Origin of the sequence: Cellulosimicrobium sp. Marseille-Q4280, from assembly GCF_943181405.1 — a bacterium.
Classification (GTDB): Bacteria; Actinomycetota; Actinomycetes; order Actinomycetales; family Cellulomonadaceae; genus Cellulosimicrobium.
The window spans coordinates 287,815-314,509 of record NZ_CALPBY010000002.1; the positions used below are offsets into that span (position 1 = coordinate 287,815).

The following is a 26,695-nucleotide window of genomic DNA, read 5'->3' on the forward strand; positions in this document are numbered from 1 at the left end:
GCCGTCGTCCTTGCACGGTCTGCGCGTTGCGGGCAGGAAGGGGGCAGACTGGGACCATGGCAGCGAGCGAGAACGCGACCCGGCCGACGGACGCGGACGTCCCGGCGTTCCTCGCCGCGGTCGATCACCCGGTCCGGCGACGGGACGCGCAGCGGCTCGTCACGCTGATGGCCCGGGTCACCGGCGAGGAACCCCGACTGTGGGGCCCGTCGATCGTGGGGTTCGGCACGTACCACTACCGTTACGAGAGCGGCCGCGAGGGTGACATGGCCGCCGCGGGGTTCTCGCCCCGCAAGGCGGCGACGACGATCTACCTCGCCGACGGCGTCGCCGAGCACGCCGACCTGCTCGCCCGGCTGGGGCCCCACACGGTCGGCAAGGGCTGCCTCTACGTCAAGGACCTCGACCAGGTGGACCTCGACGTGCTCGAGGAGACCGTGCGGCGGTCGTACGCGTCGGTCACGGGCACGCCGGTGCGCGGGCACGTCTCGGGGCCGTCGGCCGAGCCGGCAGGCTGAGCCGGCGTCCGCGACGTCCGGACGGGCCGGCGCCGGCGCTCGGTCGAGCGCCCGCGTCACTCCTCCGCGAGGACCTGCGCGAGCGCCTGCTCGCCGATCGCCCGCAGGTGCGGCGCGTCGTCGGAGTGCGACAGCAGGATCGACGTGAACAGGACGGCCCACGCGAGCGAGCGGTCCCACGTCGCGTCGTCGGTACCGCACGCCGTCGTCACGCGGTCGCGGAACGTCGCGCGCGCGGGCGGGTCGAACGTGAGCCACGCGGTCGCCAGGTCGGTCGCCGGGTCTCCGCTCGTGACGTCGCCGAAGTCGACCACCGCGGCGAGGGAGGCGGCACCGGCCGCGCTGGGCCCGTCACCCGGCGTGGCGATCAGGTTCGCCGGGTGGAGGTCCCCGTGGAGCCAGACGGCGGGACCGTCCCGGTCGGGCGTGCCGCAGAGGCGCGACCACAGGTCGAGCAGCGGACCGGGCTCGGGTACGGCACCCGAGGCGAGACGCTCGCGCACGGCGGCGTCGCGCGTGGCGAGCGGGACGCCCCGGTAGGGGTTGGCGGGTGCGTCCTCGGGTGCGGGGACGTGGAGAGCCGCGACGACGTCCGCGAGCGGTCCGGCGAGCCCGTGGCGCGCGGCGGGCTCCACCCGCCACGCGGGGACGCCGTCGAACCACGGGACCACGCTCCACGACCACGGGTAGACCGGGGCGACGGACCCGTCGGACGGCCGCCCGACACGCACGGGTGCGGGGACGGCGACGGGCAGCGACGGGGCGAGCGCGGGGAGCCAGCGCTGCTCGTTCTCGACGAGCTGCGCGGCGGCGGCGCGCCGCGGCAGCCGCAGCGCGAGGTCGTCGCCGAGGCGCAGCACGACGTTGTCCCAGCCGCTCGCGGCGACGACGATCGGCAGTCCCGCGAGGTCGGGGTGCTGCGCGGTGAGCAGGGCGCGGGCGAGGTCGACGGTGACGTCGGCCTCGGCGGAGGGCATGAGAGGCACCTCGCGACGCTACCGGAGGTCCCGCCGTCCGGACAGCGACCTCAGAGGGGCGCGTCGAGCGTGCGGGACCGGTCCCAGGGCTCGGTCCACCCGAGGCGGTCGAACAGCGCGTCGAGCAGGCCACCCGTGAAGCCCCAGACGAGGTGGTCGCGGCCGTCGGCCCGGGTGAGGAACCCCGGGCTCCTGTGCACGCTGCGACCCCGGCGCACGGTCACCGTGCGACGTCGCTCGGGGTCGAGCAGGTCCGCGACCGGGACGCGGAACACGTGCGCCGACTCGGCGTCGTCGACCGCGCGGACCGGCGTGGGACGGGCCCACCAGCCGAGCACGGGCGTCACGAGGTGGTTGCTCACCGGGACGGGGAGCTCGCCGAGCGTCCCCAGCACCTCGACGCCGGAGCGGTCCAGACCGGTCTCCTCGACGGCCTCGCGCAGCGCGGCGTCGACGGCGTCGTCGTCGCCCGGGTCGACGCGGCCGCCGGGGAAGGCGACCTGTCCCGGGTGGTGGCCGAGGGTGGTCGCGCGGGCGAGGAGGAGGACGTCGAGGTCCCTCGCGACGGCCCGGGCGGCGTGCTCCGACGGCACGCCGTCGAGGACGCCGAACAGCATGAGGACGGCCGCCGGGCGCGCACGCTCGTCGAGCGCGCCGACGGCGACGCGCCACGGCGACGGCCAGTCGCCGCCGTCGTGGGGGAGCGCGGCGAGCTGGTCGCGGGCGGAGGGGGAGCCCGTCGGGCCCTCGGTCACCGGCACGAGCGAGGTCACCAGCTCACGGGGAGCGGGCGGCCCTCCTCGTAGCCCGCGGCGGACTGGATGCCGACGACGGCGCGCTCGGCGAACTGCTGCAGGTCCGCGGCGCCCGCGTACGTGCACGACGACCGCAGCCCGGACGTGATCTCGTCGAGCAGGTCCTCGACGCCGGGGCGCTGCGGGTCGAGGAACATCCGGCTGGAGCTGATGCCCTCCTCGTACAGGCCCTTGCGCGCGCGGTCGAAGGGCGAGCCGCCCGCGGTGCGCGCGGCCACGGCCCGCGCCGACGCCATGCCGAAGCTCTCCTTGTAGAGACGGCCGGTGCCGTCGTCGTGCAGGTCGCCGGGGGACTCGTAGGTCCCGGCGAACCACGAGCCGATCATCACCTGCGACGCACCGGCGGCCAGCGCGAGGGCGACGTCGCGCGGGTGGCGGACCCCGCCGTCGGCCCAGACGTGCTTGCCGAGCTCGCGCGCCGCCGCGGCGCACTCCAACACAGCGGAGAACTGGGGGCGCCCGACGGCGGTCATCATGCGCGTCGTGCACATCGCGCCCGGGCCGACGCCGACCTTGACGATGTCGGCGCCCGCCGCGACGAGGTCGCGCACGCCGTCGGCGGTGACCACGTTGCCCGCGACGACCGGGACGTCCGGCGCGACGGACCGCACGGCGTCGAGGGCCTGGAGCATCTTCGTCTGGTGACCGTGCGCGGTGTCGACCACGAGCACGTCGACGCCCGCGGCGAGCAGCTCCTTGGTCTTGGCCGCGACGTCGCCGTTGATCCCGACCGCCGCGCCGACGCGCAGGCGGCCCTCGGCGTCCAGCGCCGGGGTGTACACGGAGGAGCGCAGCGCACCCTTGCGCGTGAGGACGCCGACGATCGCGCCGTCGCGGGTCACGGGCGCGACCTTGAGGCGTGCTGTGTAGAGCTGGTCGAACGCGGCCTCGAGCCCGGCGCGCCCGCCGTCGAGGACCGACGCGTCGAGCACGAGCGGGTGGTCGGTCATCACCTGGTGGACCTGCGTGAACCGGTCGACGCCGGTGCAGTCGGCCTCGGTGACGACGCCGACCGGGCGACCGTCGTCGACGACGACCGCCGCGCCGTGGGCGCGCTTGCCGATGAGGGTGAGCGCGGTGTGCACGGTGTCGTGCGGGCGGACGACGACCGGCGTCTCGATGACGGGGTCCTTGGACTTGACGTCCGCGACGACGTCGGCGACGACGTCGGTCGGGACGTCCTGGGGGAGGATCGCGATCCCGCCGCGCCGCGCGACGGTCTCCGCCATGCGGCGGCCGGCGACCGCGGTCATGTTCGCGACGACGAGCGGGACGGTGGTGCCCGTGCCGTCCGCCGACGAGAGGTCGACGTCGAAGCGGGACGTGACCTCGGAGCGCGACGGGACGAGGAAGACGTCGCCGTAGGTGAGGTCGGTCGCGGGGGTCTGGCCGGGCAGGAAGCGCATGGGTCCCATCCTACGGTGGTCGCCCGGGTTGTCCGCGGTACGGAACTCGAGTTCCATCGCGTGCGCGTGCGCGGCCGCCGCCGGTGCGACGCGCGACGGAGTGTGCGTCAATGGCGTGAAGGTCTCGTCCCGCCGCGCACCGGTGCGCGGCGCACCGCCGCGCAGCACCTAGAGTTGTCGGGCTGGTCGGACGGGAACGGAACGGAGCACTGCATGAGCCTGTTGAGCACGATCACCTCCCCCGAGGACGTGCAACGGCTGACGCCGGCCCAGGCCCGCGAGCTCGCCGCCGAGATCCGCGACTTCCTCGTGGAGTCCGTGTCGCGCACGGGCGGTCACCTCGGCCCGAACCTCGGCGTGGTCGAGCTGACGATCGCGATGCACCGCGTCTTCTCGTCGCCGACGGACACGTTCGTGTTCGACACGGGGCACCAGTCCTACGTGCACAAGCTCCTGACCGGTCGCCAGGACTTCTCCGCGCTGCGCAAGAAGGACGGGCTCTCGGGATACCCGTCGCGCGCCGAGTCCGAGCACGACGTCGTCGAGAACTCGCACGCCTCGACCGCCCTGTCCTGGGGCGACGGGATCGCGAAGGCCAACGTCGTGCGGGGCCTGACGGACCGCCACGTCGTCGCCGTCATCGGCGACGGCGCGCTCACGGGCGGCATGGCGTGGGAGGCCCTCAACAACATCGCCGAGTCGCAGGACCGCCGGCTGATCGTCGTCGTCAACGACAACGGGCGCTCCTACTCGCCGACCATCGGCGGCATGGCGCACCACCTGTCGACCCTGCGCACCACGCGCGGCTACGAGAGCTTCCTCCAGTGGGGCAAGCGGACGCTGACCCGGTCCGGTGCGCCCGGGCGGTTCGCCTACGAGTGGCTGCACGGCCTGAAGAAGGGTCTCAAGGACGTCGTCGCGCCGCAGGGCATGTTCGAGGACCTCGGCATCAAGTACGTCGGGCCGATCGACGGCCACGACGTCGAGGCGATGGAGCACGCGCTGCGCCGCGCCAAGGCGTACGGCGCGCCCGTGCTCGTGCACGCGATCACCGAGAAGGGGCGCGGGTACTCGCCCGCCGAGCAGGACGTCGCGGACCGCTTCCACGCGGTCGGCCAGATCCACCCCGAGACCGGGCTGCCCGTCGCGCCCTCGCGGTTCGGCTGGACGAGCGTCTTCGCGGACGAGATCGTCCAGATCGGCCGTCGGCGGTCCGACGTGGTCGCGATCACCGCGGCCATGCTCGAGCCGGTGGGCCTCAAGCCGTTCTCCCAGGCGTTCCCCGAGCGCACGTTCGACGTGGGCATCGCCGAGCAGCACGCCGCGACGTCCGCGGCGGGCATGGCGTTCGCCGGGCTGCACCCGGTCGTCGCCGTGTACGCGACGTTCCTCAACCGCGCGTTCGACCAGGTCCTCATGGACGTCGCGCTGCACAAGGCGGGCGTGACCTTCGTGCTCGACCGCGCGGGCATCACCGGCGACGACGGCGCGAGCCACAACGGCATGTGGGACATGGCGATGCTGCGCATCGTCCCCGGCCTGCGCCTCGCGGCGCCGCGCGACGAGGAGACCCTGCGGACCGCGCTGCGCGAGGCCGTGGACGTCGACGACGCCCCGACCGTCGTGCGGTACCCGAAGGGCGCGCTCTCCGAGGCGCTGCCCGCGCTCGACACGGTCGACGGCGTGGACCTGCTCGCGGTGCCCGCGGACCGCGCGGACGAGGCCCAGGTGGGCGACGGCGCCGCAGCAGAGGGCTCTCCGCGTCGCCGCGTCCTGCTCGTCGGTCTGGGCTCGATGGCGCGCGTCGCGCTCGGGGCGGCGGAGTCGCTCACGACGCACGGCGTGGACGTCACGGTCGCGTCGCCGACGTGGGTCCTGCCGATGCCGAGCGCGCTCGTCAAGCTCGTGGGCGAGCACGACCTCGTCGTGAGCGTCGAGGACGGCGTCGCCGACGGCGGCGTCGGGTCGCTGCTCGCGCAGCGTGCCCTCGAGTCGGGGGTGCGCACGCCGGTCCACGCGGTCGGCCTGCCCGCGCAGTTCCTCGACCACGCGAGCCGCGACCAGGTCGTGACGGCGTTCCGCCTCACGGCTGCCGACGTCGCCCGCGACGTGCTCGACGGGCTCGCGGCGCTCGGGCGCGACTGAACCGCGCAGGTTCGCCGCGCCCGACGTGCGCGACGACACTGCTCGTCGCCTTGCGTCATCGAGATCGGCACATCGGCGCGAGATCGGTCCTCCGGAGGACCGATCTCGCGCTCGGCGACCGATCTCGCGCTCGGCGACCGATCTCGCGCTCGGCGACCGATCTCGCGCGGACCGCTCGACCGGGTGGCGGCCACCTGCGCTACGGTCGGGCCCATGATCTGGCTCCTGGACCTCGACAACACCCTGGTCGGGCGCGACGTCGCCTTCGCCGCCTGGGCCCGTGGCGCGGTGGCCGAGGTGGGCGGCGACGAGTCCGACGTCGCCGCGATCGTGGCGGCGGACCGGGGAGGGCACGCCCCGAAGACCGACGTCGCGCGCGTGATCGTCGAGCGGCTCGGCTGGCGGGACGAGCTTCCCGCCGTGGTGGAGCGCTTCCGGCAGGGGATCCTCGAGCACGTCGAGGCGTACCCGGGCGTGCTCGCCGCGCTCGACGGGCTGCGTGCGGACGGGCACCGCGTCGTCGTCGTGACGAACGGCACGTCCGCGCAGCAGCGCGGGAAGATCGCCCGCTGCGACGTCGCACCGCACGTCGACGACGTGGTGGTCTCCGACGAGGAGCAGGTCGCCAAGCCGGACCCGCGCCTGCTCGAGATCGCGCTCGAGCGCATCGGCGCGGGCGCGGCCGACCGGCGCGAGGTCTGGATGGTCGGCGACGCCGCCCACCTCGACGTCGCGGCGGGTCGCGCGGCGGGCGTCCGCACGGCCTGGGTCTCGCACGGGCACGCCTGGGCGGGCGGCCCGGTGCCCGACGTCGTCGGCGCGACGACGGTCGAGACGCTGGCGCTCGCGGCGGCGGCGTCCCGGGTCGCCGCGACCGGCCCCGGGACGCCCGCCCCGCTCTAGCGGTCGCTCAGGAGTGCGTGACCCCGACCGCCTTCTCGACGACGACCCGCAGGTCCCCGCCCGACTCGGCGAACCACTCGCGCTGCCGGGCGGCCCCGTTGCCGCGTGACCACAGCCGTCCGAGCAGCTCGGTCACGGTGTCGAGGTCGCCGGTGTCGACGAGCGCGTCCCGCACGTGCGCGACGAGCTGCCCCACGACGTCGTGCGCGGGGGCGGGGCGCCAGGTGAGCGGCGAGACGAGGTCTTCGGCGAGCCCCGAGCGCCCGGCGCGCCACGACGCGGTGCGCAGGAGCTCGGGCCGCAGCTCGGGCGCCGCCGTGCCCGCCGCCGCCTCGCGGGCCGACGTCTCGACGAGTCCGCGCGCGAGCGCCGCGACGAGCGTCGCGGTCTCGGGGTCGAGGCACACGTCGGCGATGCGGATCTCGACGGTCGGGTACCGCGCCGAGAGTCGCGCGTCGAAGTACACCATCGCCTGGTCGAGGATGGTGCCGGTCGCGACGAGGGAGGCGACGGCGTCGTGGTACGCCTCCGGGCTGCCGAACGAGCGCGCCGGCCCCGAGGTGGGCCACCGCGACCACACCTGCGACCGGAAGCTCGCGTAGCCGCTGTCCTCGCCCTGCCAGTAGGGCGAGTTGGTGCTCAGGGCGAGCAGCGTCGCGAGCCAGGGGCCGATCCGGTCGAGCACGGCGACGCCCTCGGTGTCGTCCGCGACGGCGACGTGCACGTGGCACCCGCTCGTGAGCTGCTCGCGCGCGGTCAGCCCGAACGCGGCGCGGGCCTCGAGGTAGCGCAGCCGTGCCACCGTCGTGCCCTCGAACGGCAGCGGCGACGTGGAGAGCGCCGCGACGCGGGCCCCGACCCGGTCGGCTGCCTCCTGGGCGCGTGCCCGTCCGGCGCGGATCTCCTTCGCGAGGTCCTCCAGCTCGGTGCGCGGGTGCGTCGCCGTCTCGAGCTGCTCCTCCATGAACTCCGACTCGAGCGAGCCGGTCCCGCCGTCCTTGTCCGACGTCCCCGTCGCCTCCAGCGCCTCCTGGGCCTTGGCGACGGGACGGCCGTCCTCGCCGACGAGCAGGAACTCTTCTTCCACACCTACGGTCCGTGTCACCCGGGAAGTGTCACACGGACCGGCCCCGCCCGCGTCGCTGGTGATGTCCGTCAGGGCGCGGCGCTGCCGTGCGGCGTGGGGTGAGCCGTCGACCATCCTTGTGAAGGTGATCACAAGGGTGGTCCGTGGCGCGTGGAAATGGGACGGGATCGTTGAGATCCCGCCGTTCCTCCCCGTCGCGCCCGGCTCGGGACCTAGGTCACCGGGACGCCCGGAACCGCCCCACGGACGGCTGGACGTCCCTAGCCTGGAAGTGGCGACGGAGCCCGGGGCAGGGCTACCGGGAACCGGCCGGCGCGCGGACCAGCGCGTGAGGCACGAAGGAGGACCGATGACCAGCGTTTCCGAGGCACCGCGCACGCAGGGCGGGACCCGTCCGCAGACCGACGACGCCCACGTCCCCGCCTGGGAGGGGTTCGTGGACGGTCCGTGGCGCGACCACGTCGACGTCCGCGACTTCATCCAGCGCAACTACCGCCCCTACACGGGCGACTCCTCGTTCCTCGAGGGCCCGACCGAGCGCACGACCGGCATCTGGGCGACGCTCTCCGCGATGTTCCCCGAGGAGCGCGAGAAGGGCGTCTACGACGTCGACCCGCACACCCCCGCGGGCATCACGGCGCACGCGCCCGGCTACATCGACCGGGACAACGAGATCGTCGTCGGCCTGCAGACCGACGCGCCGCTCCGGCGTGCGATCATGCCGAACGGCGGCTGGCGCATGGTCGAGGGCGCCCTGAAGACCTACGGCTACGAGGTCGACGAGGCCCTGCAGAAGGTCTTCAGCGAGTACCGCAAGACCCACAACCAGGGGGTGTTCGACGTCTACCCGCCGAACGTCCGCGCGGCCCGCAGCTCGCACATCATCACCGGTCTCCCGGACGCCTACGGACGCGGCCGGATCATCGGGGACTACCGCCGCGTCGCGCTGTACGGCGTCGACGCCCTCGTCGCGGCGAAGACGCTCGACAAGCTCGAGCTCGACACGCTCCCGTTCACCGAGACGGTGGCGCGCGAGCGCGAGGAGCACGCGGAGCAGATCCGGGCGCTCGGCGAGCTCAAGGAGATGGCCGCGACCTACGGGTACGACATCTCCGGCCCGGCGACGAGCGCCCGCGAGGCCGTGCAGTGGCTCTACTTCGCCTACCTCGCCGCCGTGAAGGAGCAGAACGGCGCCGCGATGTCGCTCGGGCGGACGTCGACGTTCCTCGACGTGTTCATCGACCGCGACCTCGAGGCCGGTCGCATCACGGAGTCGCAGGCGCAGGAGATCGTCGACGACTTCGTCATCAAGCTGCGCATCGTGCGGTTCCTGCGCACGCCCGAGTACGACGCGCTGTTCTCCGGCGACCCGACGTGGGTCACGGAGACGATCGCCGGCATGGGCGAGGACGGCCGTCCGCTCGTCACGAAGAGCTCGTTCCGGTTCCTCCAGACGCTCTACAACCTCGGCCCGGCACCGGAGCCCAACATGACGGTCTTCTGGAGCCCCGAGCTGCCGCAGGGGTTCAAGGACTACTGCGCGCAGGTGTCGATCGACACGTCCGCCGTGCAGTACGAGTCGGACGAGCTCATCCGTGCGGCGTGGGGCGACGACGCGGCGATCGCGTGCTGCGTGTCCCCGATGCGCGTCGGCAAGCAGATGCAGTTCTTCGGCGCGCGCGTCAACCTCGCCAAGACGCTGCTCTACGCGATCAACGGCGGGCGTGACGAGGTCTCCGGCAAGCAGGTCTCGCCCGTGGCGGCACCTGTCGAGGGCGACGTGCTCGACTACGACGACGTCATGTCGAAGTTCGACGCCACGATGGACTGGCTCGCCGCCACGTACGTCGAGGCGCTCGACTGCATCCACTGGTCGCACGACAAGTACGCGTACGAGCGCCTCGAGATGGCGCTGCACGACAAGGACGTGCTGCGGACGATGGCGTGCGGCATCGCCGGCCTCTCCGTCGCGGCGGACTCGCTGTCGGCGATCCGCTACGCGACCGTGAAGGTCGTGCGCGACGAGCGCGGGATCGTCGTCGACTACGACACCGAGGGCGAGTTCCCCACCTTCGGCAACGACGACGACCGGGCCGACGAGATCGCCGTCGACCTCGTGGAGCGGTTCATGGCGAAGGTGCGCACGCACCCGACCTACCGCGACGCGGTGCCGACGCAGTCGGTCCTGACGATCACCTCGAACGTCGTGTACGGCAAGGCGACGGGCAACACGCCCGACGGCCGCCGCGCCGGCGAGCCGTTCGCCCCGGGCGCGAACCCGATGAACGGCCGTGACACGCACGGCATGCTGGCGTCGGCGCTGTCCGTCGCGAAGCTCCCGTACGACGAGGCGCAGGACGGCATCTCGCTGACCAACACCGTGGTGCCGAGCGGCCTCGGGCGGACGAAGGAGGAGCAGGTGACCAACCTCGCCGGCCTCCTCGACGCGTACGTCGGCTCGAATGGCTACCACATGAACGTCAACGTGCTGAACCGCGAGACGCTCCTGGACGCCATGGACCACCCGGAGAACTACCCGCAGCTGACGATCCGCGTGTCCGGCTACGCGGTGAACTTCGTCCGCCTCACGCGCGAGCAGCAGCTCGACGTGCTGTCGCGCACCTTCCACGGCGCGCTGTAGCCGCACCGCGCACCACGAGGAGACCCGATGATCGTCACCCTTCCCGCCCCCGCCGCCCGCACCGGGCGAGGCTGCGGCGTCCCCGCGGGCAGCGTGCCGCCCGACGACGCCACGCGCCTCGAGGTGCCGGACGCCGCGGCGGACCCCGCGACGACGGGCTCGCCGGTGGGCCACGCCCGCCGGGCGGGCGCAGGCCTGGACGGGCTGACGGTCGCGGACGTGGACCGGGCCGACAAGCTCGCGGCGATGCGCGCGGGCGAGCTCGGCTCGGTCCACTCGTGGGAGCTCGTCACCGCGGTCGACGGGCCGGGGACGCGCCTGACCGTGTTCCTCAACGGCTGCCCGCTGCGGTGCCTGTACTGCCACAACCCCGACACGTTCGCGATGAAGGACGGCAAGCCCGTCACCGCGGACGGTCTCCTCGCGCGCGTGCGGCGCTACCTGCCGGTCTTCCGGGCGACGCACGGCGGGCTCACGCTCTCGGGCGGCGAGGTGCTCATGCAGCCCGCGTTCGCCGCCCGGGTCCTGCGTGGCGCGAAGGCCATGGGCGTGCACACCGCGCTCGACACGTCGGGCTTCCTCGGCACGAACGCGACCGACGCGATGCTCGACGACACCGACCTCGTGCTGCTCGACGTGAAGTCGGGCGACCCGGAGACCTACCGTCGTGTGACGAGCCGCGACCTCGAGCCCACCCTGCGGTTCGGGCGCCGGATCGCCGAACGCGGCCTCGACGGGCACGCGCCCGAGGTGTGGGTGCGGTTCGTCCTCGTCCCGGGCCTCACGGACGACGTGGAGAACGTCGAGAAGGTCGCGGAGTACACGGCCTCGCTGAACGCGACCCGTCCCGGCACGGTGACCCGCGTCGAGGTGCTCCCGTTCCACCAGATGGGCCGCGACAAGTGGGACGCGCTCGGACGCACGTACGCGCTCGAGGACGCGCCGGCACCGTCGGCAGAGCTGACCGACCGCGTGCGCGACCAGTTCCGCGCGCACGGCCTCACGACGTACTGAGCGCAGCTGACGGTGCGCGCCGACGACCTGGAAGAGGTCACGTGGGGCGTCGTCGTGGTCACCGAGGCCGGTCTCCGGGCAGAGTGGTACCGTGCTGGTATCACTTCGACCAGGAGGCTTCCATGGCCATGACGTTGCGGCTCGACGACGAGGCGCAGGCTGCGCTCGAACGGATCGCGCGCCGGGACGGCGTCTCGGCGAACGTCGCGGTCGGCCGCGCCGTCGTGGAGTACGACGCCAAACGGCGGGAGCTGCGCGACCGGCTCATCGCGCAGATCGTCGAGGAGGACCGCGAGCTCCTCGACCGGCTCGCGCAGTAGCAGTGGTCGTCTACCTGGACGAGGACGACCTGCTCGCCGCTGCGGACGCCTTTCTGGGTGCTCCCGCAGCCGTGCGGGACTACGGGCTGCTCTCGTCGGCTCTCGCGCGCCCCGGGGCGTCCATGTTCGGTGTGGAGGCGTATCCGGGGCTCGACGAGAAGGCCGCTGCTCTGCTGCTCTCGCTGACGAAGAATCACGCACTCATCGACGGGAACAAGCGCCTCGGCTGGGTCGGGGCGCGGCTCTTCTACGCTCTGAACGGTGCGCGACTCGCCATGCCGCAGGACGACGCGTACGACCTTGTCATCCAGATCGCCGCCGGCGAGGTCGAGGACGTGCCGACCGTCGCGGCCAGGCTCGCAGCCTGCGTGATCCGCAGCGAGACGTGACCGAGGACGTGCCGCCGCGCCGTGACGTGGCAGCGGCGCGGAAGGCCGTCGACGACGGGGATGCGCTCGCCGCGTTGCTCGAGCGGTTCCTCGGTGCGCCGTCGGTGGCGCGCGAGCACGTCCGTGCGGCGTTCGGGGACAGCCGCGAGGAGAAGGTCCTCGCCCATCTCGACGGCGTCGACGTGGCGGCGCTGCGCGACGTGACGCGCGAGCGGCTGCGCCTCGGCACGCTCACCGACGCCGGGGTCGCGACGGTCGGCGAGGTCGCACGCCTCGGCCGCAGGGGGCTCGAACGCGTCCCGGGCATCGGCCCGCAGACCGCGACCCACCTGCTCGCCGCTGCGGAGCAGGTGGCGCGCGCCGTGCGCGAGAGCCTGCGGTTCCGCATCGACCTCACCCCGACCGATCCCGTCGCGACAGCGCTCGTCCAGGCGCTGCACTCGCTCGACCAGGCCGAGGCCGCCCTCGCGCGGTACGGCGACCAGGCGCGACGCGCGCTCGCCGAGCACGAGCGCGTGCACGACGACGCCCGCGTCGCGGCGAGCAGGACCCGCCGCTTCTTCGCGTGGGGGGAGCGTCGCCGTCGGACGTTCGCCGCCGTCGCGACCCTCTCCGCGCTGGGCGACGAGGCGCGCGCCACGGGCCTCGCCGAGGACGCGCGCCGGGTCGTCGCGCTGCTGGCCGAGCCCGGCCGGCCGTACGACGTCTGGGAGGACTTCCGCCGCCGCTCCGCCGCGTACTACGCGCTGCTCGACGGCGTCGCCCCCACGGGACGGGATCTCGCCGCGACCGAGGGTCACCTGCCGGCGGAGCTCGTCGAGCGCGTCCAGACGCAGGCGCTCGACGAGACGCTGCTCCGCGCTTCGCTGCGCGGGTACCAGGCGTTCGGCGCACGGTTCGCGCTGGCTCAGCGGCGCGCGATCCTCGGCGACGAGATGGGCCTCGGCAAGACCGTCCAGGCGATCGCCGTCATCGCGCACCTCGTCGCGGGCGGCGCGACGCACGCCGTCGTCGTGTGCCCCGCGAGCGTGCTGACGAACTGGGTGCGCGAGCTGCGCGCGCACGCCGACCTCACGGTCCACGCGCTGCACGGCGAGGCGCGCGAGGAGGCGGAGACGGCATGGCGCGCACGCGGTGGCGTCGCGGTCACGACGTTCGCGGGGCTGCGCGCCGCGGGGACCGAGACGTTCCTGGCGTCGGGGCCGGCCGTCGTCGTGGTCGACGAGGCGCACTACGTCAAGAACCCGGAGGCCAAGCGTTCGCTCGCCGTCGCCGCGCTCGCGGCCGGGACGCCACACGTGCTTCTCCTCACGGGGACGGCGATGGAGAACCGCGTCGAGGAGTTCCGCACGCTCGTGGGCTACCTGCATCCGGAGCTCGCCGCCGGCCTCGACGCCGCCGCGGGTGCTGCGGGCCCCGAGGCGTTCCGCCGGGCCGTCGCGCCGGCCTACCTGCGCCGCAACGCCGAGGACGTCCTCGAGGAGCTGCCCGAGCTCGTCCAGGTCGACGAGTGGGAGGACCTCGGCGCGGTCGACGGCGCGGCGTACCGGGAGGCGGTCGCGACCGGCGGGTTCATGGCGATGCGGCGCGCGGCGTTCGCCGTGGAGCACGCCGAGGACTCGGCGAAGGTGCGTCGCCTGGTCGAGATCGTGGCCGAGGCGACGCAGAACGGGCGCAAGGTCGTCGTGTTCTCCTTCTTCCGCGACGTCGTCGACCTCGTCGCGCGGGTGCTCGGCGACCTCGCCGTCGGCCCGCTCTCCGGGTCGGTGCCCGCTGCGGCGCGGCAGACGATCGTCGACGACTTCACCGCCTCGCCGGTCCCGCGTGCGCTCGTCAGCCAGATCGACGTCGGGGGAGTGGGCCTCAACCTGCAGGCGGCGTCCGTCGTCGTGCTCTGCGAGCCGCAGACCAAGCCGACCACGGAGGCGCAGGCGATCGCCCGCGCACACCGCATGGGTCAGGTCGAGACCGTGCAGGTCCACCGGCTGCTCACGCAGGACAGCGTCGACGAGCACCTCGTGCGGATCCTCGACACCAAGGCGCGGCTCTTCGACGCGTACGCGCGGCGCAGCGCGCTCGCCGAGGAGGTCGCGGGCGCCGTCGACGTGTCGGAGGCTGCGCTCGCGCGGACGATCGTCGCCGCGGAACGGGCGCGGCTCGTCGTCGACCCGCGCGTCACGTCGGTCGAGGATGCGGTCGTCGACGGGCTCTGACCGACGCGCCGTGCTGCGGGGCACGCACGCCGTCGACGAGGATGGGCTGATGCCCGACACCACACCCGACGTCCAGGTGGGCGCTCTCGCGATCAACGTCACCGTCCCCGACGACCTCCGCTGGACCGACGAGCGTCGCGGCGAGGTCTTCCAGCTGCAGACGATCACGGTCCGCCTCCTGCCGGACGGTCACCTCGCGGCCAAGGCGTACGGCCGGCCCGTCGCCGGCGGCCGCGGCGGCTACGTCTCGTTCCGCGTCCCGGACCGCCCCGAGCTCGCCGCGCTGATCGAGGCGGGCGCCACCGCCGCGTCGCGCCGGTGGGCGGAGCACCGCGGGCTCGAGTAGGCCGGGTGCGGTATGCAGTACCGGGCCCTACCGTGACCGTATGACCACCGAAGCCCAGGAACCCGTCACGCTCACCCCGTTGCCCGAGACCTGGTCGACGGCGCTCGCGGTCGTCGCGCACCCCGACGACATGGAGTTCGGCGCGGCCGCTGCCGTCGCACGGTGGACCGGTCAGGGCAAGCGCGTCGTGTACTGCATGGTGACGAGCGGCGAGGCGGGCATCGACGGCATGGACCCCGACGTCGCGCGCGGGATCCGCGAGGCCGAGCAGGTGGAGTCGGCGCGGCTCGTGGGCGTCGACGAGGTCGAGTTCCTCGGTCTGCCCGACGGTGTGCTCGAGTACGGCGTGCCGTTGCGGCGCGAGATCGCCCGGGTCGTGCGGCGTCACCGTCCGGACGTGGTGATCACGGGGAACCACCGGGAGGCGTTCCCGAACGGCGTCCCGAACCAGGCCGACCACGTCGCGACCGGCCGTGCGGTCCTCGACGCCGTGCGCGACGCGGGCAACCGCTGGATCTTCCGGGACCAGGTGGAGGACGAGGGGCTCGAGCCGTGGGGCGGCGTCGAGCAGGTGTGGGTCTCCGGCTCGCCCACGGCGACGCACGTCGTCGACGTCAGCGCGACGTTCGACGCGGGCGTCGCGTCCCTCGCGGCGCACGCCGCGTATCTCGACGGCCTCGGCTGGGAGGGCTTCGACCCGGCCGAGTTCCTCGGGTCCATGACCCGGCCCGCGGGCCAGGCGCTCGGCGTCGAGCACGCGACGACGTTCGAGGTCGTCAGGCTGACCTGGGACTGAGGCTGCCCGGTCGGCGTCGTCCGCGACCAGGCCCTCGTCACCGTCGACCAGGCGGCCGTGGCCCGTCCGGAGCTCCGGACGGGCCACGACACGATCGGCACCGGGTGGTGCCGGGAACCTCAGGCGTGCTGGACCGCAGCGGCCGCCGGGACGTTCGCGACGCCGTCGGGCAGGAACCGTCGGCCGAGGACCTTCTCCGAGTAGCCCGTGCGGTCGAGGTACGGCGTGATGCCGCCGAGGTGGAAGCCCCAGCCTGCTCCGAGGATCATGCACAGGTCGACCTGCGACGGCGAGGACACGACGCCCTCGTCGAGCATGAGCCCGATCTCCTGCGTGAGCGCCGTCAGCACGGAGTCGAGCACGCCGGCCTCATCCAGGGCATCCTCACCGCCCGCGGTGCCGTCGCCGAACACGGCCTGGATCGCCGGGTCGACCGGCTTCGGCAGACCGCGGGGTGCGTCGAGCACGACGGGGATCTTCTCGTCGACGATGCGCTGCAGCCCGGGGGAGACCGGGAACCGGTCGCCGAGGTCCTCGCGCAGCGACGTCAGCACGTGCAGGCCGACGGCCGGACCGACGAGGTCGAACAGCGCGAACGGCGGCATCGGCAGCCCGAGCGGCGCGACCGCGCGGTCGGCGACCTCGACCGACGTCCCGTTCTCGACCGCCTCGACGATCTTGCCCATGAGGAGGATGAGGAGGCGGTTGACGACGAAGCCGGGCCGGTCCGCGACGAGCACGGCGGTCTTGCGGAGCTTCTTCGTCATGGCGAACGCGGTGGCGAGCGCGGCGTCGTCCGTCTTCGCCGCCTGGATGATCTCGACGAGCGGCATCTGCGCGACGGGGTTGAAGAAGTGCATCCCGACGACGCGCTCCGGGTGGCGCAGGTCGGCCGCCATCTCGGTCACGGACAGCGCCGACGTGTTCGTGAGGAACACGGTCTCGTCGCCCACGACGCCCTCGAGCTCGGCGAACACCGTCTTCTTCAGGCCGAGGATCTCCGTGACCGCCTCGATGACGACGTCGCAGCCCGCGAAGTCGCCGAGCTCGGTGGTGCCGTGGACGTTCGCGACGATGCGGGCGCCGGCGTCGCGCGACATGCGCCCGGAGCCGACGAGCTTCTCGACCGTCGAGCGGACGTAGGCGAGGCCCTTCTCGACGCGATCGGCGTCGAGGTCGCGCATGACGACGGGCACCTGGAGCCGCTGGGCGAACAGCAGCGCGATCTGCGCCGCCATGAGGCCGGCACCGACGATGCCGACCCGGGTCACCGGCCGCGCGAGCTTCGCGTCCGGCGCGCCCTGCGGCCGCTTGCCCTTCGACACGAGCTGGAACGCGTACACGCTCGCGCGCATCTCGTCGCTCATGATGAGGTCCGCGAGGGCCTCGTCCTCGGCGGCGAACGCCTCCTCCTTGGTCGCCGTGCGCGCGGCGGCGACGAGGTCGAGCGCGCGGTACGGCGCGGGCCGCGAGCCCGCCACGACGGCGTCGAGCCGCTGGCGCGTGCCTGCGACGACCGCGTCCCACACGGGCTGCGGGTCGAGCTCGCGGCGCTCGACGACGACGTCCCCGCGCAGGACCGCCTCCGCCCACCGGATCGAGGACTCGAGGAAGTCGGGCGCGTCGAACAGCGCGTCGACGAGGCCGATCTCGACGGCCTCCTTCGCCTTGAACGGCTTGTTCGCCGCAGGACGGGCCAGGATGACGTCCATGGCCTTCTCGACCCCGAGCAGGCGCGGCACGAGGTACGCGCCGCCCCAGCCGGGCACGAGGCCGAGGCCGACCTCGGGCAGGGCGAGCGCCCCGGCGTCGGACGCGACCGTGCGGTAGTCGCAGTTGAGCGCGATCTCGAGGCCGCCGCCGAGCGCGACGCCGTTGACGAACGCGAACGTCGGGACACCGGTCCGCTCGCGCAGCCCGCCGAGGATCGCGTACGCGGCGTGGCCTGCGCGACCGAGCCCGAGCGCGTCCTCCCGGCCCTGGATCGCGGCGGCCTGCGTGAGGTCGGCGCCGGCGGCCAGGAAGTAGGGCTTGCCCGTGACCGCGACGGCGACGATCTCGCCGTCGGCCGCACGCCGCTCGATCCGCTCGAGCGCGGAGCGGAGCTCCGCGAGCCCCTCGGGCCCGAGCGTCGTGGGCTTGGTGTGGTCGAGCCCGTTGTCGAGCGTGACCAGGGCGAGCGTGCCCGTCCCGCCGGGGAGGGCGACGTCGCGCACGAGCGAGTGCGTCACGCGCTCCCCGCGCGCCGGGGCCGAGCCGCCGTCCCGCTGCGCGGACGGCTCGGGGGTGATGGTCTGGTCGGCGGTCGTCGTGCCGGGCCTGCTGGTGGTCTCGGAGGTCGTCTCGCTCACGGTCAGTTCTCCCCGTCGGTCGCGGTGGTCGTGTCGGCGGCGCCGTGGCCGGAGTAGTCGGCGTGGTGCGGGTTCTCCCAGATCACGGTGCCGCCCATGCCGAGGCCGACGCACATGGTCGTCAGGCCGTAGCGCACCTCGGGGTGCTGCTCGAACTGCCGCGCGAGCTGGGTCATGAGACGCACGCCCGACGACGCGAGCGGGTGGCCCATCGCGATGGCGCCGCCGTAGAGGTTGACCCGCTCGTCGTCGTCGGCGAGGCCGAAGTGGTCGGTGAACGCGAGCACCTGGACGGCGAAGGCCTCGTTGATCTCGAACAGGCCGATGTCGTCGATCGTCAGGCCCGCGGACGCGAGCGCGCGCTCCGTCGCGGGGACGGGGCCGTAGCCCATGACCTCGGGGTCCACGCCCGCGTAGGCGTAGGAGACGAGGCGCATGCGCGCGGGCAGGCCGAGCTCGTCGACGACATCGCCCGCGGCGAGCAGGCACGCCGTCGCGCCGTCGGTGAGCGGCGACGCGTTGCCCGCGGTGACCTTGCCCCCGGGGCGGAACGGTGTCTTGAGGTCGCGGATCGCGTCGACCGTGGTGCCGGGGCGCGGGAGCTCGTCGGCGGTGGCGAGGCCCCAGCCGAGCTCGGTCGACCGGGTCGCGATCGGCACGAGGTCGGCGGAGACGTCGCCGTTGGCGAGAGCCTTGGCGTACTTGGCCTGGCTCGCCACGGCGTAGGCGTCGGCGCGCTCCTTGGTGAGGTGCGGGTAGCGGTCGTGCAGGTTCTCCGCCGTCGCGCCCATGACGAGCGCGGACGAGTCGACGAGCTTCTCGGCGACGAAGCGCGGGTTCGGGTCGGAGCCCTCGCCCATGGGGTGGTGGCCCATGTGCTCGACACCGCCCGCGACGACGACGTCCTGGGCACCCACGGCAACGTTGGCGGCGGTCGTCGTGACGGCCGTCATCGCCCCCGCGCACATGCGGTCGATCGCGAACCCGGGTACCGACTTCGGCAGCCCCGCGAGCACGGCGACGCTGCGCCCGAGGGTGAGGCCCTGGTCGCCCGTCTGCGTCGTCGCGGCGAGCGCGAGCTCGTCGATGCGCTCGGCGGGCAGCTCGGGCCGACGCCGCAGGAGCTCGCGGATCGTCTTCACGGCGAGGTCGTCGGCGCGCGTCTCGGCGTAGATCCCGTCAGGGCGCGCCTTGCCGAACGGGCTGCGCACGCCCTCGACGAAGACGACGTCGCGCACGGCACGACGGCGTGCCGCCTGGGTGGGTGCGTGGGCCTCGGGGGCGGTCGCGCCGTCGGCTCCTGGGGCCACGGTGTCGGCCACGGTCATGGCATCTCCATCCGGTCGGGTGGTCCGGCCGGGTCGGGCCGGGTCAGATGGTCGGGACGGCGGCGTCCGGAGCGACACCGCTCAGGTGATACACGCTACCGCGAGTATCGGGAAAGCACGAGGACGATGCTACGACACATCGAGACCCGGTATCGCCCCTCTGGCGAGGAGGGCGATACCGGGTCTCGGTGGAGCCTCGGGCAGGAGCGCGGTCAGCGTCCGCCGCGCAGCTTCCGCACGACCTTCTTCGCGGTCGGCAGGCCCTTGTTCCATGCGGAGTACCACATCGAGAACGGCACGTCGACGCTCTGCACGAGCTCGTCGTCGTGCTGGGCGAAGCTCCGCTTGAACTCGCTGATGCCGTCGTTGAGGAGACCGTTCATGTCGTAGCGGACGAGCCCGGCCTCCTGCGCGAGCGTGATCGCGTGCCACTTGACCGGCGCGTTCGCCCGCAGCTTCCGACCGGCGTCGTTGATGCCCCCGTAGAGCTCGAACGACGTCGTCGCCGACGCCACGCACCACACGAACGACACCGGGGCGCCCTCGGAGAACGCCGCGACGAGCACCGAGTGCTCGCCGAGCTCGCGGTGGATCGCGAGGTAGTACTCGTCGTCGTGCAGGGCGAAGCCCGCCCGCTCGGCCGTCTCGTGGTAGACCGCGAGGACCTGGCGGACGTCGGCCTCGTCCGTGACGCGGCGCACCTCGAGCCCGCTCCGTGCGGCCTTGCGGATGTCGTACCGCGTCGACTTGCCCATCGCGGCCGTCAGCTCGTCCGGGGTCTTCGTGAGGTCGAGGATCAGCGTGACCGGGTAGAGGATCGGGTTCGCGGCGTCGCGCGCGTCGGGCAGGTCGAGGTGCGTACCCGCGGGCCAGTCCGGCTCGATCGTGATGCCGACGCCCCCGACGTTCTCCTTGCACCACGCCACGACCGCCCGTGTCACGGCGTCGCGCGCGTCGTCGTCGCCCACCCCTGGCCCGGCGCCCCAGCCGTCGGGACCGGGCGCCACGACCGGGCCGCGCGGCACGTGGCACAGCGCCTTGAACTGCGCGGGCAGGGACCGTACGAGCACCTGCGCGAGGCCGACGGTGCGGCCCGCGCCGTCGACGGCCTCGAGGCGGCGCGGCGTCCAGGCGCCCGTCGCCTTGACCTCGCCCCAGCCCCAGAGCTGCAGCGGGTGGCCGCCGAGCGCGTTCACCTGGGCGTCCCAGGTGTCGCGGTCGGTCACTGTCCGGATCGTCAGGTTCGTGTCGTGCACGGCCCCGACCCTACCCGTCCGCCTACCGGTCCGACACGTCCGCGAACGCCGCCGCGAGGCGCTCCGCGAGCAGCCCGACCTGCCACTCCCGCGCGCCCCGGCCGCGCAGGAACGCGGCCACGCCGGCGGCGTCCGCCGGGTCGGGCGGGGTCCAGCACACGCGCCGCAGGGCGTCGGGCTGGAGCAGGTTCTCCGCCGGGACGGTGTGCTGCTCCGAGAGCTCCTGCACGACGGCGCGGGCCGCCTCGAGCCGTGCGGCGGCACCCGGGTCGCGGTCGGCCCACGCGCGCGGCGGGGGCGGGGCGTCGGAGCGCGGCCCGCGCACCGACGGCAGGTCGCTCGCCGGGAGGGCGAGCGCGGTGTCGATCGCCTGCTGCCAGTAGGCGGCGCGCCGGCGCGTGCCCTTCCCGGCGAAGGCCGGCAGGGCGACGAGCTGGGCGACGCTGCGAGGCAGGGCTTCGGCGGCCGCGACGATCGCCCGGTCGGGCAGCACGCGACCCGGGGCGATGTCCCGCCGGCGCGCGTTGACGTCGCGGGCCTCCCACAGCGCGCGCACGACGGCGAGACGGCGCGCGTCGCGCAGCGTGTGCGTCCCGGACGTGCGCCGCCACGGGTCGACGCGCGGCGGCGGCGGGGGAGCCGTGCGCACCGCCTCGAACTCCTGCGCCGCCCACTCCGTCTTGCCGGCCTCCTCGAGTCGTGCCGCGAGCACGTCACGCAGCTCGACGAGGACCTCGACGTCGAGAGCGGCGTAGCGCAGCCACTCGGGCGGCAGGGGCCGCGTCGACCAGTCGACCGCCGAGTGCTCCTTCGCGAGGCCGAGGCCGAGCAGCTCCGCGACCACGGCGGCGAGCCCGACCCGCTCCATGCCGAGCAGGCGCGCCGCGAGCTCGGTGTCGAAGACGCGCGCCGGGAGCAGCCCGAGGTCGACGAACCCGGGCAGGTCCTGCGACGCGGCGTGCAGCACGAACTCGGCGTCGCCCACCGCCTCGCGAAGCGGAGCGAGGTCGGGGACGCCCACCGGGTCGACGAGCGCGGTCCCCGCGCCCTCGCGCCGGACCTGGACGAGGTAGGTGCGCTGGCCGTACCGGTACCCCGACGCGCGCTCCGCGTCGGCCGCGACGGGACCCGTCCCGCGCGCGAACGCGTCGACGACGCGCGCGAAAGCCTCCGGGGTGTCGACCACGGGTCCCACCCCGTCCGACGGCTCGGAGAGCGGCACGACGACGGGGGAGACCGCGCCGTCGTCCGGGGCGTCGTCGGGCTGGTCGAGGGGTGACGGTGCAGGTGCTGCGGCCGAGCTCATGGACCTACGGTATTGCGTCGCGCGGGCAACGGTGTGATCCCCTCGGGCAGCGGAGGCAGACCTGCGGCCGTGCACAGGAGCTGTGCCCAGGCCGCCAGGTGCGGCCCGAGGTCGGTCGTGAGCGGCGTCCAGGACGCGCGCATCTCGAGCTCGACGTCGTTCGCGCGCCCCGCGAGGGCGCCGAAGCTCTGGGACAGCACGCGGGTGACCGTGCCGCCCTCGGCCCGGGTGGACGCCCCGGTGTCGCGCAGCGCGTCGGCGAGCCAGGTCCAGGCGACCTCGGCGAGCATGTCCTCCGCCGCCATCTCGGGCTCGAGCGTGGCACGCACGAGCGTGACGACCCGGAACCGCCCCTGCCACGCCTCCTGGCCCGCGGGGTCGTGGAGGAGGATGAACCGGCCCGAGGCGAGGTCGGGATCGTCGTCGACCTCGCCGGCGACCTCCCCGGTGAGCGCGACGGAGAACGGCGCGATCCGCCGTGGCGCCGGGACCTCCCGCAGGGTCACCTCGGGGCGCACCCGGCGGGCGGCGACGGAGTCCAGCGCCGCGCGGAACTCCGCGGGCGCGTCGGTCCCGTGAGCGGTGATCACCCTCTGCACACTACGAGCCCGCGCGCACGGTGAGGGCCGCGGCGCGCGCGGACGTCACCGAATCGTGACCGCGATCGTCACCACCGCTGACCACGCCCGGATGCTGGCCACGTCCGGAGCCGTCGAGGACGGGGGACTAGGCTGTCCGCGTATCCGCCCCGTACCGGCTGCACCTGCCCGCCGTCGCGTCCGTCGGTGCCGCACGCGCGGCGTCGCCCGGCCGTGGACGTGCCCTCGAGGTCGCCGGTACCGATCTCCGAGGAGCAGGGAAGCAGATGGCAGCACGAGCACAGATCGGTGTGACCGGACTCGCGGTCATGGGTCGCAACCTGGCCCGCAACTTCGCCCGCCACGGCTACACGGTCGCGGTGCACAACCGCTCGTACGCCAAGACGGAGTCCCTGATCGCCGAGGCCGGCTCCGAGGGTGACTTCGTCCCGTCGGAGTCCATGGCCGACTTCGTCGCGTCGCTCGAGCGCCCGCGCAAGGTCGTCATCATGGTCAAGGCCGGCGCGGCGACCGACGCGGTGATCGACGAGCTCGTCCCGCTGCTCGAGGAGGGCGACATCGTCGTCGACGCGGGCAACGCGCACTTCCCCGACACGATCCGCCGCGAGCAGGCGCTGTCGGCGCAGGGCCTGCACTTCGTCGGCACCGGCGTGTCCGGCGGCGAGGAGGGCGCGCTCAACGGCCCGTCGATCATGCCCGGCGGCACGCGCGAGTCCTACGCGAGCCTCGGCCCGATCCTCGAGGACATCTCCGCCAAGGTCGACGGCGTCCCGTGCTGCACGTACGTCGGCCCCGACGGCGCCGGCCACTTCGTGAAGATGGTCCACAACGGCATCGAGTACGCGGACATGCAACTCATCGCCGAGGCGTACGACCTGCTCAAGCAGGGGCTCGGCGCGTCGGCCGCGGAGATCGGGAAGATCTTCGAGGAGTGGAACACGGGCGACCTCGAGTCGTTCCTCATCGAGATCACGGCAGACGTGCTCCAGCACGTCGACGCGCAGACCGGCTCGGCGTTCGTCGACGTCGTGCTCGACCAGGCGGAGCAGAAGGGCACCGGCCGCTGGACCGTCCAGAACGGCCTCGACCTGGGCGTCCCGATCACGGGCATCGCCGAGGCGACGTTCGCGCGCGCGCTGTCCGGCTCCGTCCCGCAGCGCGAGGCGGGCCGTGCGGCGCTGCCCGCGGACGCGCAGGCGTGGGACGTCACGGACCGCGACGCGTTCGTCGAGGACGTGCGCCTCGCGCTGTACGCGTCGAAGGTCGTCGCGTACTCGCAGGGCTTCGACCAGATCGCCGCGGCGTCGGCCGAGCTCGGCTGGGACATCGACCGCGGCGCGATGGCCCGCATCTGGCGCGGGGGCTGCATCATCCGTGCGCGCTTCCTCAACCGCATCACCGAGGCGTACGAGCGCGACGCGAACCTCCCGCTCCTCCTCGCCGACGAGTACTTCACCGGCGCCGTCGGCAACGGCCTCGCCGCGTGGCGCCGCGTCGTCGCGCAGGCCGCGCTCAACGGCGTGCCGACGCCCGCGTTCTCGTCGTCGCTCGCGTACTACGACGGGGTGCGCGCCGAGCGCCTGCCCGCCGCGCTCATCCAGGCACAGCGCGACTTCTTCGGCGCGCACACGTACCGCCGCGTCGACGGTCCGGGCGTGTTCCACACCGAGTGGACCCGCGACCGGAGCGAGACGCGCGAAGGCGACGCGTGAGTCGAGGCGTCGTACGCCCGGCCGTCGTCCACCCGATCATCCTGGGTGGCGACGCCGGCGCGTACAGCCTGGCCCGCGCGTTCCACGAGGCGTACGGGGTGCGCAGCACGGTCGTGACGATCGTCTCGACGCGCAACATCCGCTACTCGACCATCCTCGACAACGTCATCGAGCCGCAGCTCGACGACCCCGAGGTCATGGTGCGCACGATCCGGGACGTCGCCGCGCGCGCGAAGGCGCCCGCGATGGTCGTCACGTGCGTCGACTGGTACGTGCAGGCGCTCGCCGAGCACCGCGCGAAGATCGAGGACGTCGCCGTGGTCCCGTACACGACCACGGACCTGCTCGACCGTGTCATGGACAAGCAGCGCTTCTCCGAGCTCTGCATCGAGCTCGGCGTGCCGCACCCCCGCACGGTCGTGCGCCACGGCGGCGAGCGCGTCGGCGAGCTCGACCTGCGGTTCCCGATCATCGCCAAGCCCGGGGACAACGTGGCCTGGCACCGCACGTCGTTCACGGGCAAGCGCAAGGTCCACGAGCTCGCGGACCGCGACCAGCTCGAGTGGCTCCTGCGCACGGCGGGCGAGGCGGGGTACCGCGAGCCGTTCATCGTCCAGGAGTTCGTGCCGGGCAACGACGCGCAGATGCGCATCATGACCACCTTCTCGGACGAGAAGGGGCAGGTGCGCATGGCGCACGGCGGCCACGTGCTGCTCGAGGAGCACACCCCGGGCACGCTCGGCAACCCGGCGGCGATCCTCACGGGACCGCTGCCGCAGATCGAGGCCGACGCGCGCAAGCTCGTCGAGCACCTCGGCTGGACGGGCTTCGCGAACTTCGACATCAAGGTCGACCCGCGCGACGGCACGGGGTACTTCTTCGAGCTCAACCCGCGCACGGGCCGCTCGAACTTCTACCTCACGGCGAGCGGCATCAACCCGGCCATGTACTGGGTCGGAGAGCACCTGCAGGGCGGGCGCGTGCCCGACCCCCGGCGCGTCCCGGTCCTCTACCGGATCGTGCCCGGGTTCCTGCTGCGCCGGTACGTGCGCGACGCGACCGACCCGGCGGTCGCCGCACGGGTGCGCAAGGTCCGGCGCGTCGGCCATCCGCTCAAGTACTCGCGGGACCGCGCGTGGCGCCGCGACCTGTGGGTCCGCGTCGCCGAGCTGCGCCAGGTGCAGCGGTTCCGCGAGTTCTACCCCGTGGCCGCTGCGAAGGCCGCGTACGTGAGCACGGGCGCCCGGACGGACGCCGCACGGGACGGTGGGCGTGGCTGACGCGCCCGCGGGACCCGGCCCGGCGCTCGGTGCGGTCGGTGCCGGCGACGACCGGCCGCCCGTCGGCGTGATCGGCGGCGTCGGGCCGCTCGCGACGGCGTACTTCCTCCAGCTCGTCGTCGAGCTCACCGAGGCGGAGCGCGACCAGGACCACCTGGACATGGTCGTGCTCAACCACGCGACGATCCCGGACCGCACCGCGTTCGTGCTCGGGCGCTCCGCCGACGACCCCGGACCCGTCCTCGCGCGCGACGCGCGCCGCCTCGAGGCGTTCGGCGTGTCGTTCCTCGTCATGCCGTGCAACACGGCCCACCACTTCACGCAGCAGGTGGTCGACGCCGTGAGCGTGCCGTTCGTGTCGATCATCGACACGACGGTGGACGCGGCGCGCGAGCGCGTCCCGGGGCTGGCGACCGTGGGTCTGCTCGCGACGGCGGGCACGGCCGCGGCGGGCGTCTACCAGGACGCGTTCGCCGCCCACGGCGTGACCACGGTCGTGCCCGACGACGCCGACCAGGCGCTCGTCTCGCAGATCATCTACGAGCAGGTCAAGGCGGGTCGGCCGGTCGACGTCGACACGTTCCGCGCCGTAGCGGGGCGCCTCGTGGAGCGCGGCGCGTCGGTGATCGTCCTCGGGTGCACCGAGCTCTCGGTCGTCGCCGTGGACCACGGCCTGCTCGCCGACCCGGTCTACCTCGACTCGATGGACCAGCTCGCCCGCGCGACGATCCGTCGCGCGGGCCACCGCGTGCGGGACTGAGCAGCCCGGCCGGCGGCGTCCTCGGGACGCCTCAGCCGGCGCGCCTCAGCCGAGCTCGCTCGTGCCGGAGTACAGGTGCAGGACCGGCACGTGGAGCTCGTCCCGCGCGCGGGAGGCCCAGTCGCGGTGGAACGTGTCCTCGACCGCGTGCGGGTACGTCACGACGACGACCTCGCGGACGTCACCGGCCGCCACGGCCTTGCGCAGCGCCGGCAGCGGGTCGTCCTCGGTGACGGTGCCGTCGGCGTCGCGGCCGGCGGCGCGCAGCTCGGCGACGCTGCGCTCGAGCTGCTCTGCGGCGGTGGCCTTCGCCTGCTTCTCCGAGGGCTCACGACCGAGCACCTCGTCCCACGCCTGCTTGAGCTCGCCCACGCTGAGGTGGTCGATCAGCGCGGAGACGAGGTTGCGCTCGGTGTCGGCCGGCACGAGGACGCGATAGGCGAGCGTCTCTCCCTCGTGCAGGGACAGCATGTGCTGGACGTCGGCCGGGTTCAGCGTGTCCTCGGTGAGGACCAGGATCGTGTCGGTCACGC

23 protein-coding genes are annotated in these 26,695 nt (G+C 73.7%); 13 read left to right on the forward strand and 10 right to left on the reverse strand.

Annotated features, from left to right (window positions below; genetic code table 11):
- Window positions 1–56 precede the first annotated feature (56 nt).
- The gene (locus tag NFS20_RS06010) at window positions 57–518 is read left to right on the forward strand and encodes a DUF1801 domain-containing protein (RefSeq protein ID WP_251150838.1); all 462 of its coding nucleotides are present in this window, start codon (window positions 57–59) and stop codon (window positions 516–518) included.
- Window positions 519–574: 56 nt separating this feature from the next.
- Here the strand turns inward: NFS20_RS06010 and NFS20_RS06015 are convergent, their stop codons facing one another.
- The 3 genes from NFS20_RS06015 to guaB1 are packed head-to-tail and all read right to left on the reverse strand — an operon-like array spanning window position 575 to window position 3,716.
- Window positions 575–1,495 (reverse strand): aminoglycoside phosphotransferase family protein, encoded by a 921-nt coding sequence (locus NFS20_RS06015; protein ID WP_251150839.1) that lies wholly within the window; start codon window positions 1,493–1,495, stop codon window positions 575–577.
- Between the two features lie 50 nt (window positions 1,496–1,545).
- On the reverse strand, window positions 1,546–2,268 hold the full coding sequence (locus NFS20_RS06020; protein ID WP_251150840.1) for an NUDIX hydrolase: 723 nt from the start codon (window positions 2,266–2,268) through the stop codon (window positions 1,546–1,548).
- Window positions 2,265–3,716, reverse strand: coding sequence for a GMP reductase (guaB1, locus tag NFS20_RS06025; protein ID WP_251150841.1), 1,452 nt, complete (start codon window positions 3,714–3,716; stop codon window positions 2,265–2,267). Before guaB1 ends, NFS20_RS06020 begins: the two co-directional genes overlap by 4 nt.
- A gap of 213 nt (window positions 3,717–3,929) precedes the next feature.
- Here guaB1 and dxs point away from each other — a divergent pair, with 213 nt between their 5' ends.
- Entirely contained in the window at window positions 3,930–5,861 is a 1,932-nt protein-coding gene (gene dxs / locus NFS20_RS06030) for a 1-deoxy-D-xylulose-5-phosphate synthase (RefSeq protein WP_251150842.1), read from the forward strand.
- A 213-nt stretch (window positions 5,862–6,074) separates the two neighbouring features.
- Complete coding sequence (locus NFS20_RS06035) at window positions 6,075–6,764, forward strand: HAD family hydrolase (protein ID WP_251150843.1); 690 nt, start codon at window positions 6,075–6,077, stop codon at window positions 6,762–6,764.
- A gap of 7 nt (window positions 6,765–6,771) precedes the next feature.
- Here the strand turns inward: NFS20_RS06035 and NFS20_RS06040 are convergent, their stop codons facing one another.
- Window positions 6,772–7,869, reverse strand: a complete 1,098-nt coding sequence (locus NFS20_RS06040; protein ID WP_251150844.1) for a carboxylate-amine ligase — start codon at window positions 7,867–7,869, stop codon at window positions 6,772–6,774.
- A 331-nt stretch (window positions 7,870–8,200) separates the two neighbouring features.
- Here NFS20_RS06040 and pflB point away from each other — a divergent pair, with 331 nt between their 5' ends.
- The 7 genes from pflB to NFS20_RS06075 all read left to right on the forward strand — a co-directional run bounded on the left by pflB (window position 8,201) and on the right by NFS20_RS06075 (window position 15,570).
- Window positions 8,201–10,492, forward strand: a complete 2,292-nt coding sequence (pflB, locus tag NFS20_RS06045) for a formate C-acetyltransferase (RefSeq protein WP_251150845.1) — start codon at window positions 8,201–8,203, stop codon at window positions 10,490–10,492.
- Between the two features lie 27 nt (window positions 10,493–10,519).
- The gene (pflA, locus tag NFS20_RS06050) at window positions 10,520–11,506 is read left to right on the forward strand and encodes a pyruvate formate-lyase-activating protein (protein ID WP_251150846.1); all 987 of its coding nucleotides are present in this window, start codon (window positions 10,520–10,522) and stop codon (window positions 11,504–11,506) included.
- Between the two features lie 122 nt (window positions 11,507–11,628).
- Window positions 11,629–11,826 carry a hypothetical protein gene (locus NFS20_RS06055; RefSeq protein WP_251150847.1) on the forward strand — a complete coding sequence of 66 codons (198 nt, stop codon included), beginning with the start codon at window positions 11,629–11,631 and terminating at the stop codon, window positions 11,824–11,826.
- Window positions 11,827–11,828: 2 nt separating this feature from the next.
- Entirely contained in the window at window positions 11,829–12,215 is a 387-nt protein-coding gene (locus NFS20_RS06060) for a type II toxin-antitoxin system death-on-curing family toxin (RefSeq protein WP_251150848.1), read from the forward strand.
- On the forward strand, window positions 12,212–14,428 hold the full coding sequence (locus NFS20_RS06065) for a DEAD/DEAH box helicase (protein ID WP_251150849.1): 2,217 nt from the start codon (window positions 12,212–12,214) through the stop codon (window positions 14,426–14,428). The genes NFS20_RS06060 and NFS20_RS06065 overlap by 4 nt, the downstream gene beginning before the upstream one ends.
- Before the next feature lie 49 nt (window positions 14,429–14,477).
- On the forward strand, window positions 14,478–14,774 hold the full coding sequence (locus NFS20_RS06070) for a hypothetical protein (protein WP_251150850.1): 297 nt from the start codon (window positions 14,478–14,480) through the stop codon (window positions 14,772–14,774).
- A gap of 40 nt (window positions 14,775–14,814) precedes the next feature.
- Entirely contained in the window at window positions 14,815–15,570 is a 756-nt protein-coding gene (locus NFS20_RS06075; RefSeq protein ID WP_251150851.1) for a PIG-L deacetylase family protein, read from the forward strand.
- Window positions 15,571–15,689: 119 nt separating this feature from the next.
- On the opposite strand, the gene NFS20_RS06080 is transcribed toward NFS20_RS06075, so the two are convergent.
- The 5 genes from NFS20_RS06080 to NFS20_RS06100 form a co-directional block, all read right to left on the reverse strand.
- Window positions 15,690–17,861, reverse strand: a complete 2,172-nt coding sequence (locus NFS20_RS06080; RefSeq protein WP_251151232.1) for a 3-hydroxyacyl-CoA dehydrogenase NAD-binding domain-containing protein — start codon at window positions 17,859–17,861, stop codon at window positions 15,690–15,692.
- A 62-nt stretch (window positions 17,862–17,923) separates the two neighbouring features.
- Window positions 17,924–19,249, reverse strand: a complete 1,326-nt coding sequence (locus NFS20_RS06085; protein WP_251150852.1) for a thiolase family protein — start codon at window positions 19,247–19,249, stop codon at window positions 17,924–17,926.
- A gap of 212 nt (window positions 19,250–19,461) precedes the next feature.
- On the reverse strand, window positions 19,462–20,505 hold the full coding sequence (locus NFS20_RS06090) for a lipid II:glycine glycyltransferase FemX (protein WP_251150853.1): 1,044 nt from the start codon (window positions 20,503–20,505) through the stop codon (window positions 19,462–19,464).
- Between the two features lie 22 nt (window positions 20,506–20,527).
- A complete protein-coding gene (locus tag NFS20_RS06095; protein WP_251150854.1) occupies window positions 20,528–21,811 on the reverse strand; it encodes an HRDC domain-containing protein in 1,284 nt (427 codons plus the stop codon).
- Window positions 21,808–22,401, reverse strand: coding sequence for a DUF3000 domain-containing protein (locus NFS20_RS06100; protein WP_353050425.1), 594 nt, complete (start codon window positions 22,399–22,401; stop codon window positions 21,808–21,810). Before NFS20_RS06100 ends, NFS20_RS06095 begins: the two co-directional genes overlap by 4 nt.
- A gap of 275 nt (window positions 22,402–22,676) precedes the next feature.
- Here NFS20_RS06100 and gnd point away from each other — a divergent pair, with 275 nt between their 5' ends.
- The 3 genes from gnd to cuyB are packed head-to-tail and all read left to right on the forward strand — an operon-like array spanning window position 22,677 to window position 26,162.
- On the forward strand, window positions 22,677–24,122 hold the full coding sequence (gene gnd, locus NFS20_RS06105) for an NADP-dependent phosphogluconate dehydrogenase (RefSeq protein WP_251150855.1): 1,446 nt from the start codon (window positions 22,677–22,679) through the stop codon (window positions 24,120–24,122).
- On the forward strand, window positions 24,119–25,402 hold the full coding sequence (locus tag NFS20_RS06110) for a carboxylate--amine ligase (RefSeq protein ID WP_251150856.1): 1,284 nt from the start codon (window positions 24,119–24,121) through the stop codon (window positions 25,400–25,402). Before gnd ends, NFS20_RS06110 begins: the two co-directional genes overlap by 4 nt.
- On the forward strand, window positions 25,395–26,162 hold the full coding sequence (cuyB, locus tag NFS20_RS06115; RefSeq protein WP_251150857.1) for a cysteate racemase: 768 nt from the start codon (window positions 25,395–25,397) through the stop codon (window positions 26,160–26,162). The genes NFS20_RS06110 and cuyB overlap by 8 nt, the downstream gene beginning before the upstream one ends.
- Before the next feature lie 45 nt (window positions 26,163–26,207).
- On the opposite strand, the gene NFS20_RS06120 is transcribed toward cuyB, so the two are convergent.
- Window positions 26,208–26,693 (reverse strand): hypothetical protein, encoded by a 486-nt coding sequence (locus NFS20_RS06120; protein WP_251150858.1) that lies wholly within the window; start codon window positions 26,691–26,693, stop codon window positions 26,208–26,210.
- Window positions 26,694–26,695: the final 2 nt, after the last annotated feature.

What these genes read in the sequence shown, in the direction of transcription:
- gnd (WP_251150855.1), top strand. Translation starts at nt 22,677, where the DNA reads ATGGCAGCACGAGCACAGATCGGTGTGACCGGACTCGCGGTCATGGGT.
- NFS20_RS06055 (WP_251150847.1), top strand. Translation starts at nt 11,629, where the DNA reads ATGGCCATGACGTTGCGGCTCGACGACGAGGCGCAGGCTGCGCTCGAA.
- pflB (WP_251150845.1), top strand. Translation starts at nt 8,201, where the DNA reads ATGACCAGCGTTTCCGAGGCACCGCGCACGCAGGGCGGGACCCGTCCG.
- NFS20_RS06035 (WP_251150843.1), top strand. Translation starts at nt 6,075, where the DNA reads ATGATCTGGCTCCTGGACCTCGACAACACCCTGGTCGGGCGCGACGTC.
- pflA (WP_251150846.1), top strand. Translation starts at nt 10,520, where the DNA reads ATGATCGTCACCCTTCCCGCCCCCGCCGCCCGCACCGGGCGAGGCTGC.
- guaB1 (WP_251150841.1), bottom strand. Translation starts at nt 3,716, where the DNA reads ATGCGCTTCCTGCCCGGCCAGACCCCCGCGACCGACCTCACCTACGGC.
- NFS20_RS06015 (WP_251150839.1), bottom strand. Translation starts at nt 1,495, where the DNA reads ATGCCCTCCGCCGAGGCCGACGTCACCGTCGACCTCGCCCGCGCCCTG.
- NFS20_RS06095 (WP_251150854.1), bottom strand. Translation starts at nt 21,811, where the DNA reads ATGAGCTCGGCCGCAGCACCTGCACCGTCACCCCTCGACCAGCCCGAC.
- NFS20_RS06010 (WP_251150838.1), top strand. Translation starts at nt 57, where the DNA reads ATGGCAGCGAGCGAGAACGCGACCCGGCCGACGGACGCGGACGTCCCG.
- NFS20_RS06085 (WP_251150852.1), bottom strand. Translation starts at nt 19,249, where the DNA reads ATGACCGTGGCCGACACCGTGGCCCCAGGAGCCGACGGCGCGACCGCC.
- NFS20_RS06070 (WP_251150850.1), top strand. Translation starts at nt 14,478, where the DNA reads ATGCCCGACACCACACCCGACGTCCAGGTGGGCGCTCTCGCGATCAAC.
- NFS20_RS06075 (WP_251150851.1), top strand. Translation starts at nt 14,815, where the DNA reads ATGACCACCGAAGCCCAGGAACCCGTCACGCTCACCCCGTTGCCCGAG.
- dxs (WP_251150842.1), top strand. Translation starts at nt 3,930, where the DNA reads ATGAGCCTGTTGAGCACGATCACCTCCCCCGAGGACGTGCAACGGCTG.